General features: G+C 40.3%; 21 protein-coding genes, 1 pseudogene and 1 riboswitch. Of the genes and pseudogenes, 8 read left to right on the forward strand and 14 right to left on the reverse strand.

What is annotated here, in order from left to right; translation table 11 throughout:
- Positions 1 to 31 precede the first annotated feature (31 nt).
- The gene (locus ACZ9AO_RS17035) at positions 32 to 310 is read right to left on the reverse strand and encodes a DUF2798 domain-containing protein (protein WP_476109537.1); all 279 of its coding nucleotides are present in this window, start codon (positions 308 to 310) and stop codon (positions 32 to 34) included.
- Positions 311 to 451: 141 nt separating this feature from the next.
- Between ACZ9AO_RS17035 and ACZ9AO_RS17040 the strand changes: the two genes are divergently transcribed.
- Positions 452 to 1,315 carry a LysR family transcriptional regulator gene (locus tag ACZ9AO_RS17040; RefSeq protein WP_251543192.1) on the forward strand — a complete coding sequence of 288 codons (864 nt, stop codon included), beginning with the start codon at positions 452 to 454 and terminating at the stop codon, positions 1,313 to 1,315.
- Positions 1,316 to 1,460: 145 nt separating this feature from the next.
- Positions 1,461 to 2,120 carry a hypothetical protein gene (locus ACZ9AO_RS17045; RefSeq protein ID WP_476109538.1) on the forward strand — a complete coding sequence of 220 codons (660 nt, stop codon included), beginning with the start codon at positions 1,461 to 1,463 and terminating at the stop codon, positions 2,118 to 2,120.
- 43 nt (positions 2,121 to 2,163) lie between these two features.
- Here ACZ9AO_RS17045 and ACZ9AO_RS17050 read toward each other — a convergent pair whose 3' ends face one another.
- From ACZ9AO_RS17050 to ACZ9AO_RS17075, 6 genes are all read right to left on the reverse strand, one after another.
- Positions 2,164 to 2,418 carry a sigma-G-dependent sporulation-specific acid-soluble spore protein CsgA gene (locus tag ACZ9AO_RS17050; protein WP_476109539.1) on the reverse strand — a complete coding sequence of 85 codons (255 nt, stop codon included), beginning with the start codon at positions 2,416 to 2,418 and terminating at the stop codon, positions 2,164 to 2,166.
- Positions 2,419 to 2,526: 108 nt separating this feature from the next.
- Positions 2,527 to 2,724 (reverse strand): helix-turn-helix transcriptional regulator, encoded by a 198-nt coding sequence (locus tag ACZ9AO_RS17055; protein ID WP_476109540.1) that lies wholly within the window; start codon positions 2,722 to 2,724, stop codon positions 2,527 to 2,529.
- A 28-nt stretch (positions 2,725 to 2,752) separates the two neighbouring features.
- Positions 2,753 to 3,244, reverse strand: coding sequence for a DUF6773 family protein (locus ACZ9AO_RS17060; protein ID WP_476109541.1), 492 nt, complete (start codon positions 3,242 to 3,244; stop codon positions 2,753 to 2,755).
- A gap of 676 nt (positions 3,245 to 3,920) precedes the next feature.
- A complete protein-coding gene (locus tag ACZ9AO_RS17065) occupies positions 3,921 to 5,348 on the reverse strand; it encodes a GntP family permease (RefSeq protein ID WP_476109542.1) in 1,428 nt (475 codons plus the stop codon).
- 134 nt (positions 5,349 to 5,482) lie between these two features.
- On the reverse strand, positions 5,483 to 6,259 hold the full coding sequence (locus tag ACZ9AO_RS17070; RefSeq protein ID WP_101223220.1) for a 3-hydroxybutyrate dehydrogenase: 777 nt from the start codon (positions 6,257 to 6,259) through the stop codon (positions 5,483 to 5,485).
- A gap of 45 nt (positions 6,260 to 6,304) precedes the next feature.
- Positions 6,305 to 7,588: a GntP family permease gene (locus ACZ9AO_RS17075; protein ID WP_476109543.1), complete on the reverse strand. Its 1,284-nt coding sequence runs from the start codon at positions 7,586 to 7,588 to the stop codon at positions 6,305 to 6,307.
- A 422-nt stretch (positions 7,589 to 8,010) separates the two neighbouring features.
- Here ACZ9AO_RS17075 and ACZ9AO_RS17080 point away from each other — a divergent pair, with 422 nt between their 5' ends.
- Positions 8,011 to 8,895, forward strand: coding sequence for a LysR family transcriptional regulator (locus ACZ9AO_RS17080; protein ID WP_251543182.1), 885 nt, complete (start codon positions 8,011 to 8,013; stop codon positions 8,893 to 8,895).
- Between the two features lie 100 nt (positions 8,896 to 8,995).
- On the opposite strand, the gene ACZ9AO_RS17085 is transcribed toward ACZ9AO_RS17080, so the two are convergent.
- A complete protein-coding gene (locus ACZ9AO_RS17085) occupies positions 8,996 to 9,565 on the reverse strand; it encodes a dihydrofolate reductase family protein (protein ID WP_476109544.1) in 570 nt (189 codons plus the stop codon).
- A gap of 208 nt (positions 9,566 to 9,773) precedes the next feature.
- Between ACZ9AO_RS17085 and ACZ9AO_RS17090 the strand changes: the two are divergent.
- Positions 9,774 to 10,699, forward strand: a pseudogene (locus ACZ9AO_RS17090) (NAD(P)-dependent alcohol dehydrogenase).
- 488 nt (positions 10,700 to 11,187) lie between these two features.
- Positions 11,188 to 11,287, forward strand: a riboswitch (purine riboswitch).
- Here ACZ9AO_RS17090 and ACZ9AO_RS17095 read toward each other — a convergent pair.
- Positions 11,273 to 11,416, reverse strand: a complete 144-nt coding sequence (locus ACZ9AO_RS17095; RefSeq protein WP_476109621.1) for a hypothetical protein — start codon at positions 11,414 to 11,416, stop codon at positions 11,273 to 11,275. It overlaps the preceding riboswitch by 15 nt.
- Between ACZ9AO_RS17095 and ACZ9AO_RS17100 the strand changes: the two genes are divergently transcribed.
- The gene (locus ACZ9AO_RS17100; protein WP_476109545.1) at positions 11,349 to 12,167 is read left to right on the forward strand and encodes a 5'-methylthioadenosine/S-adenosylhomocysteine nucleosidase; all 819 of its coding nucleotides are present in this window, start codon (positions 11,349 to 11,351) and stop codon (positions 12,165 to 12,167) included. The genes ACZ9AO_RS17095 and ACZ9AO_RS17100 overlap by 68 nt on opposite strands.
- 106 nt (positions 12,168 to 12,273) lie before the next feature.
- Here ACZ9AO_RS17100 and ACZ9AO_RS17105 read toward each other — a convergent pair whose 3' ends face one another.
- From ACZ9AO_RS17105 to ACZ9AO_RS17115, 3 genes are all read right to left on the reverse strand, one after another.
- Positions 12,274 to 12,645, reverse strand: coding sequence for a hypothetical protein (locus tag ACZ9AO_RS17105; protein ID WP_476109546.1), 372 nt, complete (start codon positions 12,643 to 12,645; stop codon positions 12,274 to 12,276).
- 162 nt (positions 12,646 to 12,807) lie between these two features.
- Positions 12,808 to 13,533 carry a ZIP family metal transporter gene (locus ACZ9AO_RS17110; RefSeq protein ID WP_476109547.1) on the reverse strand — a complete coding sequence of 242 codons (726 nt, stop codon included), beginning with the start codon at positions 13,531 to 13,533 and terminating at the stop codon, positions 12,808 to 12,810.
- Between the two features lie 164 nt (positions 13,534 to 13,697).
- Complete coding sequence (locus ACZ9AO_RS17115) at positions 13,698 to 14,036, reverse strand: hypothetical protein (protein WP_057276953.1); 339 nt, start codon at positions 14,034 to 14,036, stop codon at positions 13,698 to 13,700.
- A gap of 197 nt (positions 14,037 to 14,233) precedes the next feature.
- On the opposite strand from ACZ9AO_RS17115, the gene ACZ9AO_RS17120 reads away from it, so the two are divergent.
- From ACZ9AO_RS17120 to ACZ9AO_RS17130, 3 genes are all read left to right on the forward strand, one after another.
- Positions 14,234 to 14,728, forward strand: a complete 495-nt coding sequence (locus ACZ9AO_RS17120) for a L,D-transpeptidase family protein (protein ID WP_476109617.1) — start codon at positions 14,234 to 14,236, stop codon at positions 14,726 to 14,728.
- A 226-nt stretch (positions 14,729 to 14,954) separates the two neighbouring features.
- A complete protein-coding gene (locus ACZ9AO_RS17125; RefSeq protein WP_262870760.1) occupies positions 14,955 to 15,083 on the forward strand; it encodes a hypothetical protein in 129 nt (42 codons plus the stop codon).
- 186 nt (positions 15,084 to 15,269) lie between these two features.
- Positions 15,270 to 15,818: an SMI1/KNR4 family protein gene (locus ACZ9AO_RS17130; RefSeq protein ID WP_476109548.1), complete on the forward strand. Its 549-nt coding sequence runs from the start codon at positions 15,270 to 15,272 to the stop codon at positions 15,816 to 15,818.
- Positions 15,819 to 15,867: 49 nt separating this feature from the next.
- Here the strand turns inward: ACZ9AO_RS17130 and ACZ9AO_RS17135 are convergent, their stop codons facing one another.
- Complete coding sequence (locus ACZ9AO_RS17135; RefSeq protein ID WP_476109549.1) at positions 15,868 to 16,071, reverse strand: hypothetical protein; 204 nt, start codon at positions 16,069 to 16,071, stop codon at positions 15,868 to 15,870.
- A gap of 231 nt (positions 16,072 to 16,302) precedes the next feature.
- Positions 16,303 to 17,046 (reverse strand): sodium:solute symporter family transporter, encoded by a 744-nt coding sequence (locus ACZ9AO_RS17140; RefSeq protein ID WP_476109550.1) that lies wholly within the window; start codon positions 17,044 to 17,046, stop codon positions 16,303 to 16,305.
- Positions 17,047 to 17,213: the final 167 nt, after the last annotated feature.

Genomic DNA, 17,213 nt, shown 5'->3' on the forward strand with positions numbered 1-17,213 from the left:
AGGAGATCCTTTTAATTATCTACTGTCATCATCATTTGTCTTCTTCTCTCACTAATAAATCCTTCTCAATCATGAGCGGTTTTTCTACAAAATTAATTCTTCTCATTATTTGTTGTATGACTCTCGGAAAAAAGTAAGCTCCAAAGAAAGCACAAATAAAAGCCTGTGACCAAGTTTTTAACCATGCAGATAAGAATAGATGATCATACCCCCTATTTATTGAGACTAATATGAATGAAATAAAAAAGGACATACAAAAAGCCATTAAACATGCATAAATAATATTTCTGTATTTTACGTTAATCTTCATTATTTTTCTGCTTCAACTCCATGAATTAATTTTAGATTCCTTGATATTTCCTAACTATATTTTATTTCTTCCATTTACATTAGTAAAACCAATTTTTATAATAGATCTATTAGAATCACTAATGCAAAGGGGTTAGTGCGGTTGAATTCGTATTATGCTTTTATCAAAACCATAGAAACAGGCAGTTTTACAAAAGCGGCAGAAGAACTTGGCTATACGCAGTCCGCCATTAGCCAAATGGTGCATTCATTAGAGGAAGAGCTTTCCACCACTCTTATATTACGTTCTCGAAAGGGTATTACACTGACACCAGATGGCGAGGAATTTTTGCCATATATCAGGAAGATTTGCAATTCACATAGGGAACTGACTGAAAAGCATAAAGAGATGGAGGGACTGCAAAGCGGCCTTATTCGAATTGGCACCTTTTCCAGTGTTACATGTCATTGGCTACCGGGATTGATCAAGGATTTTAAGGAACTTTACCCAACGGTTCATTTCGAATTACATCAAGGAAATTATACGGAAATCTCAAACTGGATTAAAGAAGGCAGCGTAGACTTTGGCTTTGTGAATTCAAATGTTTCGGATTTAACTACGATTCCCTTGCAAAAAGATGAAATGGTGGCTGTAATGCCAGTAAATCACCCTTTAGCATCATCCACAGTAGTCTCCTTGAAGGAATTGCTAAAAGATCCTTATATTCTGTTGGATGAGGGAGTGATACATGAACCATTAATCATTTTTAAACAATACAATTTTGAACCTGATACACAATTCCGGGTATATGATCCTTATGCGATTATGTCCATGATTGAACAAGGGCTTGGCATTTCGATTTTACCGAAACTGCTCTTACATAAATGTCCCTATAATATTGTAACGAAAAGCATCTCTCCTTCAATTATCCGAACCATTACTTTGGCATATAAGGATAAAAGGGTATTGCCAATAGCCAGCAGGTATTTTATTGACTTTATCATTGAAAGGTATAGGGAAATCTAACGTTATTGCTTTATCTTATTTTCCCTTTACATTCTTTTTTTATAACGGACATTCCTGTTGCGAAGTTAAATTGCAGTTGCCTTTAAATGGCATGTCATGTTCGGCCTTTCTGGGAAATAATAATCTCGAAAGGAAGTGGATGTTGATGTCATTAGAATGGTTTGACAGAGTAAGCGGGGAATTGCAGGATCATCTTAAATCAATTTGTGAGAAATACGATCGCAATGGCAGTATGATCGTGGAGCGCGGGTCTAAGCATCCACGCATCGAGTTTTATACAGAGCTGGAAGACGATGAGCGGGATTATTTTTCCTCGCTGTTTTTTGATCCGTATAATGAAGAATTTTATATGGAATCGTTCGATCCGGATTTAGGGCAGATCAGCAAGGTCATCCTTTCGGATATTGAAGATATCATCGATGCTGTCCATGAGAGCTTCCATAAATATTTAGAAGAAGATGAGGATGATGATGATTACGATTATGCATATGAAATGGATATGGATGATGAAAATGATGATTTGTATGATCCTGACGGAGAAAATTCCGATATATACGAAATCGATGTAGATTGGGAAACGCCTGAAGTGACTGCCTATATCCAGGATAATGAAGTGGAGGTCACCTATCAGTTCGGTATCGTTCAGGAGACGGGTGATGGTGTGCTGAAACGGATCAATCGGATTCGGACAGCGGATGATGACCTGATAAAAGATGAAACGAATTTCATTTTCAGCAAGGAAGAAGCAAGCACGATCATCGCCATGATAGCCAGTCATATGGATTCACTTAGTGAAATGGAATAAAACCAACAAAACCTTGTCCATGATCATCATGGACAAGGTTTCATCATATAATAATCAGTTCATATACCTCTGATAATTGCGTGACCCGTTCCGAATCACTCGCTTCCTTTGCATGCTTGATTTCCTGAGGAAGAATATGGTTAAGGAGACTGGCCTCTTTACCGGATAGCTTATTGACGAGTTCTTTTTCCGAATGAAAGTGTCCGCTTTTGATTTTATTATATATTTCCTGCGCTTCAGGATATTGGTCCGTATAGTTAGACAATATCTCACGTAAGTAACCAATCGTACGATCCATCAAACCATCCCTCTCGAATGTTAGATTTTTGCTTACATGCTATACCTTCCCCCATTTTTTGATGATAAATTCCTAAAAAAAAAGATATCCAAGTCAATGGATACCCAATTAGTCTTCATCCCAAAACAAATCATCCAATGTACGGGATAATGCTTTACAAATCCCGACACATAAACTTAATGAGGGATTATACTTTCCGGATTCAATCAATCCTATCGTTTGCCTGGAAACGCCGACAATCTTGGCCAGTTCTTCTTGTGACAAGTCCTTTTCTACTCTCGCAAGCTTCAGTTTTATATTCTTCAAGGGACAGCACCTACTATTTCTTATTATCTTAGCTATTTTTCATTCCGATTTTCTTCGCCAGCAAGTATATACCGCCAAAAAACAGAAGTAAAATCGGCAAATAGATCATGACGGATACAAACGATACCAATACAAAATACCATACGCCCTGGGAACTGCTATCGGCATAGGATACAGCACTATTCACGCCCATGAATATAGCGATGATAAGTGCTAAAGCAACCGTCCCAAGAATCGTCTTCTTGCTCATTGTTGTTTTGCTGTTGCGGTCATGCATCTCCACCTCATCCCAGAATACACCTAAGAAAATGGAACGAGCTAAGTAATACAGCCCCCCACCAACAAGGATCGCGAACTCCAGATATAACTCCCCGCTGCCTGCACCATATTTATATAGTTTGAAAAGTGCACTCGCCAGGCAAATGACCAAGATGACATAATACATTTCTTTATAAATTTTATTTCTTACATTCTCAATCCGCTCATCCGTGATCTTTTTCGTTCGTTTAAATAGATTCATCTTTAATCGACCTCCATTTAATTCCATCGCTTACCCTTATTATATGATTCATTTTACTTTTTGCAACATATATATTACATTTTATAATTTATAAATTGCAATATGTATAAAAAAAGGTACCCACACATCGAGTCGGGATACCTCGCTAGCCTTATTTAGGGTTTTACTCGTATATCTCCATTTTCGGAGATATATCGGCAGTTTTCGTTGATATATCTCTTTATTCGGAGATAATCTTGCAAGTAACGTCGATATCTCTCCATTTTCGGAGATAAACCTGCAGTTTTCGTTGATATATCTCTTTATTCGGAGATAATCTTGCAAGTAACGTCGATATTTCTCCATTTTCGGAGATAAACCTGCAATTTTCGGAGATATATCTCTTTATTCGGAGATAAACCTGCAGATTTCGTTGATATATCTCTTTATTCGGAGATAATCTTGCAAGTAACGTCGATATTTCTCCATTTTCGGAGATAAACCTGTAGTTTTCGTCGATATTTCTCCATTTTCTTAGATAAAGCTGTAGTTTTCGTCGTATATCTCCATTTCAGAGCTAAACCTGTTGTTTTCGTCGATATTTCTCCATTTTCTTAGATAAATCTGTAGTTTTCGTCGTATATCTCCATTTCAGAGCTAAACCTGTTGTTTTCGTCGATATCGTAAATTCACCATTTTATATAATGCCAAACCAGGTATAGAGGGCAATGATGACAAATACAGCCAATGATTTTATGATGGTGATCATGAATATGCTGCCATATGATTGCCTATGCGTTAACCCTGTGACGGCAAGCAGGGTGATGACAGCTCCGTTATGCGGAAGTGTATCCATGCCGCCTGATGCCATCGCGACTACACGGTGCATCACTTCAGGTGAGATATTGGCCGCGGCGATTGCTTGATTGTATTTATCAGCCATTGCGCTTAATGCAATTCCCATTCCCCCGGAGGCCGACCCTGTTATGCCTGCAAGTGCACTAGTGGTGACAGCACCGTTTACAAGCGGATTCGAGAACACACCGGATATTCCATCACTGATTTTCGCAAAACCTGGAAGGGCTGCGATGACTCCGCCGAATCCATATTCCGAACCAGTGTTCATGACAGCAAGCAGTGAGCCGCCAATGCTGTTGTTCAGTCCTTCTTTCATGTTTTTCGTCACTCGTTTCCAATCATAGGCAAGGGCTGTGATGATCCCGACGATCAGTGCAATCTCCACCGACCAGATTGCCGCATTGGCCGCTACATCAACAGAATAATCTTCTAATCCCATTGCGGAAAAATCAAATCCATCCGGATACCATTTCGGTATGGCTTTAGACAGATAATTATTCATGATGGCAACCAACCCAAGCGGAACGAATGCTAAAATCTGCCGTAATCCAGATTGGTTTGAATGTAAATCAGGGACGTGCTCCCCTTTTTCCTGTTCAGGACCAGCGGCATTTTCCTCTGCAAACCCATAATATCCTTCTCCCGCTTTTTTGGCTCGTCTCTTTCTGCTTTCCAAGTACGCCAATCCGACCGATAAGACAAAAATGGCCCCTATGATTCCAAGGATCGGAGCTGCATAAATATTTGTACCAAAGAAGGACGTTGGAATAACATTTTGAATTTGCGGAGTTCCCGGCAATGCATCCATCGTGAACGTGAATGCCCCAAGTGCGATGGTGGCCGGCATAAGCCTTTTAGGTATGTCGGCTTGCTTGAACAATTGAACGGCAAAAGGATAAATGGCGAAAACCGCAACAAATAAACTTACGCCGCTATAGGTTAATATCGCACCCAAAAGGACGATCGTCAGCATCGCCTGTTTGGCACCGATCAAGCGGACGATCGTTTTGGCAATCGATTCGGCGATTCCCGACATTTCAATGATTTTTCCGAAAATGGCCCCTAATAAAAAGACGGGAAAATAGTTTTTGATGAAAATGACCATCTTTTCCATGAATACGCCGGAATAGAACGGCAAAACATTACCCGGGTCAATGAAGAAAACCGGTAAAAGTGCAAAGATAGGTGCAAATAAAATGACAGAATAACCGCGGTAGGCTGCAAACATCAATAGCCCCAGCGCCAGCAATATTATCATTAAGTCCATGAAGATCCCCCCTAAACATTTATTCCAAGTTTGAATAATTTCCCCAAACCGGTCAAAAATACGCCAAAAGTGAACCTCTCTGCCAGATTAAAATTGTCAGATAGGTTCACCTTTATTTTTCTTATAAATAGGTATTATTGAGCTGTATAGCCGCCGTCAATGACAACAGCTTGACCTGTTACACTTTTCGCTTTATCGCTTGCCAGGAACAATGCATAATCAGCGATTTCACTAACATCCAATAAACGTTTTTGAGGCACTAATGGAAGAAGGACTTCTGCCAATACATCTTCAATCGGAACATTACGTGTTTTCGCCAGATCTGCCATTTGTCCGCGAACAAGCGGAGTATCGACATATCCAGGGCATAAAGCATTAACCGTAATGCCGTGCTCTGCACCTTCTAATGCAGCAACTTTCGTTAAACCGATCACTCCGTGTTTTGCACTGTTGTAAGCCGCTTTACCAGCGAATCCGATAACACCGTTAATGGAAGAAACGTTAATGATGCGGCCGAAACCTTGTTCTTTCATGATCGGGAATACGGCTTTCGTTAGAATGAACGGCGCTGTCAGCATGATTTTTATCATCAATTCGTATTTAGCTGTCGGGAAATCTTCGATTGGCGATACATGCTGCAGCCCGGCATTGTTAATCACGATGTCAACCGAACCGTATGTTTCTTTAGCTTCCTTCACCATATTTACGATATCTTCTTCTTTTGTAACATCTGCTTTGATTCCAATTGAATCGAAACCAAGTTTTTTCAATGATTCCGCAGCATCTTTCACCGATTCTTCATTAATGTCGGAAAGAACCACTTTAGCTCCACTTTCAGCGAAATGCTTACCAATTTCAAATCCAATCCCGCGAGCAGAACCTGTAATAATAACGACTTTATTTTCAACCATTATGAATTCCTCCTAGAGTTAGACTAATTATTGTATCGATATTTATTAAACGATACCGATGGCACCCATTATGATGCCGACGATCATGGCAATGGTCGGGATGATGAACGCAACCACGAATACATCTTTATATGTTTCTTTATGAGTCAATCCTGTAACCGCCAATAGGGTCAATAGAGCACCATTATTAGGGAAAATCGATGCACCTGAAGCGACTGCCGCCATTCTGTGGAATACATCCGGGCTGATTCCCGTCGATTGTGACAAGCTGTAAAAAGTATCGCCAAGTGCATTTAGTGCAATACCCATACCGCCTGAAGCGGAACCCGTGATGATGGCCATGATTTGTACGGCAAGAGATTCAGCAACGAGCGGATTGCTCGAAATATTAAGCAGCCAAGAAGTGATGTTATCGAATGCAGGTATAACCGCAATGACAGCCCCGAATCCAACAGCGGCACTAGTATTCAGGATGGCCATCACTGACCCTTTCGCTCCCTCATTAACAGAGAAAATGAACTTTTTGTAATCCTTGATATTGATGAACATAATGCTCAGAACCCCTAATAATAAAGCATAAATGGGTTCCAATTTCACAACGTTAAGCAATAGCACAACAATAAGAAGCGGAACTAAAGACAATAACCAATTCGGTACTTTTTCATCTTGCTCAGAACCGGTAACTGAATCATCCGCCTCGATGAATCCTTCTCCTTTAGCAGAAAGAGATCTTTCTCTGTAGGATAACCAGAAATACCCGCCAACTGCCATTATCAATGAAGTGACGATTCCGATGATCATGCCTGAAGTAGGCGTTGTATGGAAATACTCCATCGGTATCAGGTTTTGGATTTGCGGTGTACCCGGTATGGCCGTCATCGTGAAGGTGAATGCCCCAAGTGCAAAAGTCGGAACAAGCAGCCTTCTCGTTACGTTTGCTTCTTTAAACAACGCAAGCGCGATCGGATAAACGGCAAACACGACCACAAATAAACTGACTCCGCCATATGTCAATAAAGCGGAAGCGATCAGTACCCCAAGAATCGCCCTCTTTTTACCAATGATTTGCGTTACTTTCTTGGCAACGGATTTCGCTGCACCCGTTTCTTCCATCAGCTTTCCGAAAATCGCTCCCAGCAGGAAGATTGGGAACCACTTCTGAACGAATCCGACCAATCCGGTCATATACGTTCCGGTATACGTATCAAATACATCCAAGCCGCTCATCAATGCTACGACTCCAGCCACCAGCGGGGCCACCCAAATGATGGACCATCCCAAATAGGCTAAAGCCATCAGCAATACTAAGCCTACAATTATACTTAACACTCGAAATCACCTCTTTCCAAGGTGATGTAAATCGTTTTGCTTTCCATCATGCTTCCCCCTTGATGTGTAAATCCCTTATGCTGCAGACTCCAAAATCCTTGCCTTACAGCTTCAACCCTAAAAGATACCCTCTTTTTTGTTATCTTAAAATAACTTCATAAACCTACCTTGTCCGCATTTCCGAGAAGGGTGAATAAGCTGATTGATAGGATGGAAATATATTCATTAACATAAAACATCATAAATACAGCTCATACTAAAGCCCTTTCTCCTTATACTTCTGCAGTAAAGAATATTTTAAAAAAATAGGGTGATATATACTTGATTTTTTATCCTCATATAGTTTACATCCACTTTATTTATAAGTAAAATGAATAAAAAGAATACATTCTATTCAAACCGCGAATAAACAGGAGACAGATATGGAATTACGAGATTTAAAATCATTCATGGAAGTGGCCCTCCATAAAAGCTTTACGAATGCCGCCGCGAATTCTTATTTAACACAGCCTTCCTTAAGTAAAGCCGTCAAAAAACTCGAAGAAGAGCTGAATGTGGAACTCTTCGACCGCTCGACGAGACACCTGCGCCTGACCGATGCCGGACAAATCGTGTATCAGCAAGGCCAAAAAGCCTTTGCGGCATTATCCGAATTGAACGTACTCCTGGATGACCTCAGGGACGTTACAACAGGCGTTGTGAAAATCGGCATCCCACCGCTGATCGGCACTCTGTTTTTCCCAGAAATTGCCCGCAGCTTTCAAGAACGTTATCCGAAGGTTTCCCTCGAGCTGGTCGAGCTTGGCGCAAAGCTGATCGGCAAGCTTGTCGAAGAAGGCGAAATCGACCTCGGGATCGTCGTATTGCCTGCCAGTGAAGCTAATTTCAATATTTACAGTTTCATCGAGGACGAATTCGTTTTATTTCTTCATGAAGAGCACAGACTTGCCCGCCATTCAGCCGTCACCTTAACTGAATTGAAAGACGAGAAATTCATCCTTTTTTCGGAAGACTTCACTTTACATGATTACATTATCCAGGCATGTGAAAAAGACGGATTCACCCCTGACATCTCATACCAAAGCTCACAATGGGACTTGATCATCGAACTCGTTTCATCCAAACTGGGCATCACACTCCTGCCCAGATCGATTTATCAAAAGCAAACCAACGAAAATGTTAAAATCATCCCGTTAAAAAACTCCAACCTCCACTGGAAGCTCGGAGTCATCACCAAAAAAGATGCCTACCATTCCTTCGCCTTAAAAGAATTATTGAAGATGCTGAATGAGGGAGTCAGCTTGTAAATTGGACATTAAAGCAACAAAAAAAACGCTGCTACTTCCAAAAGGAAGAACAGCGTTTTTTTGTTTATGGTTAAATAAATCACTGGAGGTTGCTTAACCATTACTCTTCATTAAGATGATAGCAAAGTTGGACAACTCCAGAGGAAAAGCTTTTTGTATTAACCAGTGTTAGGTTCAATCTTTCCTTTATGTCTATAAACAAAGGTTTTCCTTCCCCTAAAATAACCGGGTGAACAGATAACCTGAATTCATCAACCAGCCCCAATCTTATAAAAGATGTAATAAGACTTGACCCTCCATAAAGCCAGATGTCTTTACCAGGCGTATTCTTTATTTTATTTACTTCTTCAACAATATCATCATTTATGATCGTTACGTTATTATCAGTGCTTTTTTTCATTTTAGAAAACATGAATTTTTCTTTGCCATGAACAATATTCCACATTTCTTTTTCAGTATCGGATACCTCATTTTCTGGCGTATATTGCCCCCATAAATCATAGCTTTTTCTTCCATAAAAAATAGTATCAATTTGATTCAAGAAATCAATGAACCCCATTTCAGAGTCCATAATGCACCAGTCGATTTCTCCTTTCGGCCCTTCAATAAATCCATCTAATGTAACTGCTAAATCTAAAATTATTCTTCTTGGTCTTTCGTTAATGGTCATTCTTTAATCTCCTTTTGCCGTGTATCAGCAAAGCCAAAGGCTTCGCGGCATTATCCGAATGAACGTACTCTTGATTGCCTCAGAGAATCCCCCATGAAGCTTACTGCTTTTCAACATTTCATCAGAAGTTACTTCAGTTACGTTAGTTTTATCTTACAGCTTCTATCATAGTATTAAAAGATTGTATCAAAAACTAAGGAGACTTGCGATGAAAGCAATGGTATGCACGAATACGGTTCACCCGATGTACTGGAACTCAAAGAGGTAGTAAAGCCAACCCCAAAGGAAAACGAAATACTGGTAAAGGTTCACGCGGCAACAGTGGCTTCTGGGGACGTAAGAGTCAGGAGTTTCAATAGCCCTTTCTTATTATGGCTGCCGATGCGAATCTTCCTGGGCCTTAGAAAACCGCGAAAACCGATACTCGGAGTGGAGTTGTCCGGGGAGATAGAAGGCACGGGGAGAAATGTGACAAAATTCAAAAAAGGCGACCAGATTTTTGCCATGACTGGAATGAATTTCGGGGCCCATGCCGAATACACATGCTTACCTGAAGACGGCCCAATCGCAATGAAGCCTGCCAATATGACCTATGAAGAAGCTGCCTCCGTTTCTTTTGGCGGAACGACAGCTCTGCATTTTTTCAGAAAAGCCAATATCCAGGACGGACAAAAAGTCCTCATCTATGGCGCATCCGGTTCGGTGGGCACTTCCGCGGTACAGCTGGCCAAATACTTTGGAACAGAAGTTACCGGAGTATGCAGTGCCGCTAATTTTGAATTGGTGAAATCATTGGGAGCCGATAAAGTAATTGATTATACGGAAGAGGATTTTACGGAAAGACAAGAGCGATATGATATCATCTTTGATGCAGTCGGGAAAAGTTCGAAAGCCACATGCAAAAAAGCACTGACCCTGAACGGGCGATATGTCTCAGTTGAAGGACAGGGCATAGCAAAGGAACGTACGGAAGATTTACTATTTCTCAAAGAGCTCATCGAAACTGGAAAATTAAAATCGGTCATTGATAAACGCTACGCGCTGGAACAGATTCCCGAAGCTCATCGATACGTAGAGCTAGGACATAAAAAAGGAAATGTCGTGATAACTTTGGTTGATGATGATCGACCCTGACAAAACCCATAGTGTTTTTATTTGAAAAACGTTCCAGTTGATTTCAGAAATCCGCTCCCTTTCCGCCGACTGTCTGCCAAGCCTCCTCGACGCAAGCGTCTGTGGGGTCTCGGCCAGCCAGTTATTCGGCAGGAGTGTCGCAAATTTCTACCATCCATTGAGGAAGCCATAAAAAAACTATTAAAAAGCCATTCCGCCCCCTCCAGACTATAGCCAAATTAGAAGAAAAGTAGTTTGCCCATAGTTTTTTCATTTAAAATACGTCCAGTTGATTGGAACGGAAGGTACGAGACTCCTGCGGGAAAAGCGCGTCTAGGGGAGACCCCGCAGGCGCAAGCCGAGGAGGCTCCACGACCGCCCGCGGAAAGCGAGTGCCTGGAGTGGAAATCAACGTTTCCACTCCCCATCAAAACACGAACATTATATTATATTTTTATTTTAATGTTCACCTTTTTATTGATTATCACGCATTTGTTTGTTATATTAGCAAAGTAATAATCGTAATTACTCGTATATGCTCGGAAATATGGTCTGAGCGTTTCTACCTGGTTCCCAGTTAAAGAACTAGACGGTCTAGAAGGCAGCATTCATTCTGCCATTCTGGACCTTTTTCACTCTATTAGGAATCATTACTTTACTTTTCGTATCGGTGATTGCAGCTTGCAGTTCTGCTTCCAAAAATGAAACGGTCGAGAAAAAGACACAAAGGCCTATCATGATTCAAGGTCCAATGCCAATCGAAGCTGAAAATTTCGCTAAAAGGTTAAAAAATGTTAAAGAAGAAAAATCAGGGGATTTTGTATTTTACATAGGAACTTTAGACACTTATCCTGTAATCGTTGCAAAAACAGGTAAAGGGATGGAAAATACGGCTGCCGTTACAGCAGTGGCAATGGAAAGATATAACCCTATTGCCATCATCAATCAAGGGACATCAGGCGGACATGATCCAAGCTTAAACGTTTTTGATATTGTTTTAGGAGAAAGAACGGTAAACCTAGGTTCATTAAAAACGGCCGATAAAGCTGAAAACGAAGGAATCGATCCAACGATATGGAAACCAATGGACCTAATGGCTTCTGAAGGAAGTGCAGGAGAAGATCCTAACGCTGAAAAACCACGCTTCTACGAAGGAGATAAGGATTTACTTGCAGCTGCTCATGCAGTTAAGGATACCTACACAAAAGGTAAGGTTGTCGATGGTACTATCGGTTCTGCAGACGTTTGGAATAATGAAGTGGATCGGATTAAATGGTTCCATACGAAATATGGTACATCTGTTGAAGAAATGGAAGGAGCTTCGGCAGCACAAATCGCCAAAGCTTACGATGTGCCTTTCCTAGGTATACGGGTGCTATCCAATAATAAAGTGAATGGCGGTAAATATAACCCAAATACAGCAGCAGCCAATCAAGAATATGTGTATGAAGTGGTCAAAAAATATATCTCTTCGATGCCAAGCAAATAAGATCGGGCTCGGAACATATAGAATTAGAATCTTTTTGGTCAACTATCCCTATAATGAAAAAAAGAAGAGCACATAATATGTGCTCTTCTTTTTCGCGGGTCCCTAATTAGCTGACTATTGATTCTTCCTCCTTGCAAAAGGTTAAGCTGAGGCTATTCAACGTGTAAAGTCTAGCGGTGAAAATGAATAAATCGCTGTAGTTATTTTCAACGTACTCTTCAATGATTGCCATCCCTTTTCTGAATCTATCAACTAATAAGTACGTATAGTTTTCATCCCAGGTAAACCGGTTGATCCGTTTAAGTTCATCGGCCAATACTTGAAACTTAAACTCCTCAACAAGAAGCTTCAATTGATACAATTTATCTTTATTTAAACAAAAGCAGTTGTTTTCATTTTCATGATTTTCCCGGACGAATGTTATGAAACCTTTTAAATTATCAGCTAACATATTTGCTATTTGCATCTCGAAGTTCATTTCCAACAGCTCCTCAATGTCTAAAAATCTATATGAAGAGTGTATGATTTGAAATGATATTTTAACACCAACAATTCTTTTTTTGAGATAGATTCATTGTGCATTTCCTATGATAGAATTTACACAAAAAAAAATTGCCCCCTTCCTTCCAAGGGGACAATCTCACATCGAATCCAGAACTAAAGAGATAAGCAGGCCCGCAGCGGTGAATATGCCCGTGATCGGCCCTCCGTCTTCATATGCTTCAGGCATCATCGTTGAGGCGATCATGGCAATGATCCCACCGCCTGCAAAGGCTGCCATCGCTGCCAGGACATAGTCCGGGGCATGATCGAGGAATAGATAGCCCGACATGGAGGAGAGTGCCGAAATGATCAGGACGGAAAACCACAGCAGCATGATTTTCTTCTTGGAATAGTCACTTTTGAGCAGTCCCGTCGTACTTGAGAGCCCCTCCGGAATATTACTGATGAAGATGGCAATGACCAATAGCCAGCTTACCGAGCCGCCGCTTATTAAGCTTGCGCCGATCATGATCGACTCCGGTATGGCATCCATCACGGTTCCGATGAAAATGGCTAGGCCCGCTTCCTTCGAAGGGTTATTATTGGACCGTTTCCTTTTATCTGCACCTTTTTTGGAAATAAGAAAATCCAAGGCAGTAAACACGCCGGCCCCTGCTATGAATCCGATCCCCGTCGCCCAGATTCCACCATCACTCACCGAATCAGCAAGCAGCTCATATGCCGCGGCGCCAATCAATACACCCGTACCAAAAGCCATGATATAGCCAATGATGTTTTTCTTGATCGGAATGAGGATGGCGGCAAGTGCGCCAAGCAGGACGGCAGAACCCGAAACCCCTCCCCAAAAGACCGCATTCCACATAGAATTCCCCCATTTCCTTTTTATAGGATAGTGTACCCGGGTTGATGTTGGGGTAAACAAGGGGCCGCTTTTGGCTATTCCAGCAAAAAAAAGCAGGTATATTCGCTGCCATGGTTTTTTTGTATAGAATAGTAGAGTTGTTTTGAGTACTGCTCTTCGCTGCCTTATATGACTGATATTTGCGGTTTTCCTTCTTCTCTTTCACTAACCTTTTCGATTTTATCGACAAACATTTGAAAAACTTTTCTCTTTTCTTCCAGCTCTTTTATCGATTCTTTCAATTCGTTCAATTTTTGTTCAAAAGGTTTATGATAGAGCTCGCGGATGTTTCGAATAATTTCATCATTTATAGTGGATTGCACAACTTGTTTAGTAATATTGAATTTATAGGAATAAACCTGAAGGTCACGCTTAACTTCTTCATACTCTTTTTCTATCCCATTTAATACATCACTGATTTCTTCATTCCATTCTACTAAAGCCTTTTTCACATGTTCCTCCACCCTTATTCCCCCTCTTAACTAACAAAAAATCCATCTCGCTAAAAACTTATTTTATCAAAAGAACATTTCGTTTTCTTTTCGGCTTAGTTACTTAACATATAAGTTTTATTAAAAACAGATAACAGCGAGTTACGAAACACTTTTAAAAATTCACATAGAATGGAACATGACCACTATAACCTATGGAGGTGTTCAGACTGATTCATACAGTTAAACCAGGTGAAACACTGACACAGATATCCAGGGACTATCGTACACCACTATCTGAAATCATCGCTGCTAACCCGACCATAAACCCTAATGTCATTTATCCTGGCCAACCCATTATGATCCCTGGTTTTCCTCCTGCTGATACCATTCCATTTCAGATCGATGTGTCCGTTAACAATCGTAAGCTAAGGCTGCTAAAAAATGGAGTATTGCAAAAGCAATACCCGATCGCCGTTGGAAGAATGCTGTTCGGTACACCGGTAGGAAAATTCATCATCATTAATAAAGCCCCCAACCCCGGAGGCCCATTCGGGACAATGTGGATGAGTCTATCAAAGGAGCACTACGGCATTCATGGAACGAACGATCCCAGCTCAATTGGTAAAGCCGTCTCAAAAGGCTGTATTCGCATGCATAATCGGGATGTGGAGGAATTATCAAGAATTGTTCCAATCGGGACACCGGTTACGATTCATCCTTAATGGATGATTAATAACTCTGGAGGTTTTTTATCAGAGGTTGGTAGGTACGTATCATGAAGATAATGTGGAGACTGAAGAGGGCAGCCTGACGTCGGCTGTTCTTTTTGGTTTTGATTTTAAAAAACCGCTCCCTAAAAAGTAATTATTTTACAATTAAATTTTGCATGATATTATTAATAATTAAGTAGGTAAGAGCAAGAAAAGATACATCTACGGAGTGAAAAATATGAAAAAGAAAATCATCATGTGGGTTACTGGTGTTCTAGTAGCCACCATTCTTCTTGGGTCAGCGGGAATGACATTCTATAAATACGCTCCAACTGAAGGAAAAACAACTACTGAAACCATTGAATGATTTTACTTTTGATTTCTGTTTCAATAAAGAATGTTCCACATCGAAATGATATACATCATGAATCGCCATTAAACTGTGGCGGAACAAATTCGATGTCTAATTTATTTCCATTGCCAAGATGACTCCATCAACAAACAGTAACTCTGGCGGGCTTCATATTAATTAATAATGGAGGGGATTAGTGAATTGAGTCATTTTGTACATAACACCCTATCTGGACTTAAAAAATTGTTGGATAACAACGAACAAATGAAGACAATATCAGAGGAAGGGGAAGTCTATACCGTTTCATGTTCTTTTAACGCTCCAATAAAGATAACTGAAGTTGAAATGTTTGAAAGTGAACACGATATCAAGCTTCCTGAAGACTACAAGGCATTATTAACCCTACATAATGGAGCTAGAATATATGAGTCTATCGATGAAGACGGTGATAAACTAGGTGATGGTCTTGCGATATTTAGTTTAGACGAAATAAAAGAATATCAAGAGATTGAATATCTAAGTGAACACGGGATTCCGATTGCACATCTGTTGAATGATTGTTATCTAATACTAGATACCGAAAAACTAAAGAGTGGGAATCCAAATTACCTTTGTATTATGGAATTCACAGAACTTTCATCTCTAAATCTTAATTTTGAAATCTTTTTAGACCGCTACATTATTTCACAAGGTGAAGTGTTTTGGAGCTGGCCTATATACACAGCTGAAAACTACTATAGAACTAGGTAAAAAAATAAAAGAGCGATTGCTAATTAACTGCAGTCGCTCTTTTTGAATATTATTTCGATTCGATTTCAGGTATCACTGTTTGTGTATGTTTAGTTTTGTTTGTTTCGTATATAAAAGAGTCTGCGGGATCTTTTAGTTCAGATTCTTCTTTAGATGTCTTTCCTTTAGATGCCTTTACATTCGATTGAGAAGAACAACCAATTACCATTAAGCCAGCAAGTAAAATTAAAATGAAAGCATATATTCTAATCATGTATGCAGCTCCTTATTTGTTTACTCAAAGTATAACATGGAAATATATTACTTTTGTGTCTCGTTTGATAAAAAGGAGATAAATATTGAAATCCACTCTTTCAACACAATATTAATTTAGTTGAAAGACTGACATAAACAAATCATTTGGTTTTTACTCATGAGGCGAGTGAAAATAGTCATAGTGATAGTTTCAGAAAAAAATGACAGGGGATTCCCCCTGCCATCTCATTCAATTCATATTAATCGGCCAATAATAAAACACCAGTGTAACCATGATGATCATGACGCCGCTGATCATTAAATAAGCTGGGTATCTGCGGGTGATGTTCATTTCTTTTTGCTCGTCTATTTCAATCGGGGTTTGAAGGATATTTGCATGAAATTCCCTTTCTTCGATGGTGATCGTTCCATACTTTGAGCCAATGATAAGTGCGCCTATGCTTAAGATTAAACCAATGATGACAGGATTAAGGTAAACGGGAAGGCTGATTCCGAACATGCCGAGACTCTCTCCGAGAATGACGCCAACGAAGCCGATTACGATGCTCCAAAATGCGCCTTCCTTCGTTACCTTCTTTGAAAATACGCTTGATATGGCAATCGGTCCCCATGATGCCGCAAATAGTGTAGCCGCAAAGTAGCCAATCCACATGACGGCAGGTGGCTGGAACAATCCAATCAATAAGATGATCAAACTGATCACAACCATGGAAATGCGGCTGGCCCGTAATAGATGATGATCGGTGTATTCCTTTTTCCGTGATTGTTCCATGATATCCCGTGTTATGCTGCTTCCTATAATCTGAAGGAAGCTCGAACAGGATGATAAGGCCGCAGCCATGATGCCGCTGACGATGATGACTCCAAGCCATGTCGGGACAATATTCATCGCTGCCCAAATGAATACCTTTTCCGTCGGGGCGATATCCGCTTTAATGGTGGTGATTGTCGATATGCTGATATGGAGAAACAAATAGACGGTTAAAATGGATATCGTTGCCCAAACGCCGGCCCGGATGGCGTTGATAATTAGGCTAAACAGAGGTTAGGGAAAAGGAGCATGATGGTATCAATAAATTTATATAGGCTGTATATAGTGAATTGAGTTACCTAAATTGATTTAAAAATTACAAAAATGGT

The sequence above is a fragment of the Peribacillus sp. TE19612 genome, from assembly GCF_056279465.1.

Coding starts and splice junctions, on each gene's coding strand:
- ACZ9AO_RS17035 (WP_476109537.1), bottom strand. CDS start 310: ATGAAGATTAACGTAAAATACAGAAATATTATTTATGCATGTTTAATG.
- ACZ9AO_RS17085 (WP_476109544.1), bottom strand. CDS start 9,565: ATGACCATTAACGAAAGACCAAGAAGAATAATTTTAGATTTAGCAGTT.
- ACZ9AO_RS17060 (WP_476109541.1), bottom strand. CDS start 3,244: ATGAATCTATTTAAACGAACGAAAAAGATCACGGATGAGCGGATTGAG.
- ACZ9AO_RS17045 (WP_476109538.1), top strand. CDS start 1,461: ATGTCATTAGAATGGTTTGACAGAGTAAGCGGGGAATTGCAGGATCAT.
- ACZ9AO_RS17050 (WP_476109539.1), bottom strand. CDS start 2,418: ATGGATCGTACGATTGGTTACTTACGTGAGATATTGTCTAACTATACG.
- ACZ9AO_RS17080 (WP_251543182.1), top strand. CDS start 8,011: ATGGAATTACGAGATTTAAAATCATTCATGGAAGTGGCCCTCCATAAA.
- ACZ9AO_RS17065 (WP_476109542.1), bottom strand. CDS start 5,348: ATGGACTTAATGATAATATTGCTGGCGCTGGGGCTATTGATGTTTGCA.
- ACZ9AO_RS17125 (WP_262870760.1), top strand. CDS start 14,955: ATGAAAAAGAAAATCATCATGTGGGTTACTGGTGTTCTAGTAGCCACC.
- ACZ9AO_RS17110 (WP_476109547.1), bottom strand. CDS start 13,533: ATGTGGAATGCGGTCTTTTGGGGAGGGGTTTCGGGTTCTGCCGTCCTG.
- ACZ9AO_RS17070 (WP_101223220.1), bottom strand. CDS start 6,259: ATGGTTGAAAATAAAGTCGTTATTATTACAGGTTCTGCTCGCGGGATT.
- ACZ9AO_RS17105 (WP_476109546.1), bottom strand. CDS start 12,645: ATGAACTTCGAGATGCAAATAGCAAATATGTTAGCTGATAATTTAAAA.
- ACZ9AO_RS17095 (WP_476109621.1), bottom strand. CDS start 11,416: ATGATAGGCCTTTGTGTCTTTTTCTCGACCGTTTCATTTTTGGAAGCA.
- ACZ9AO_RS17135 (WP_476109549.1), bottom strand. CDS start 16,071: ATGATTAGAATATATGCTTTCATTTTAATTTTACTTGCTGGCTTAATG.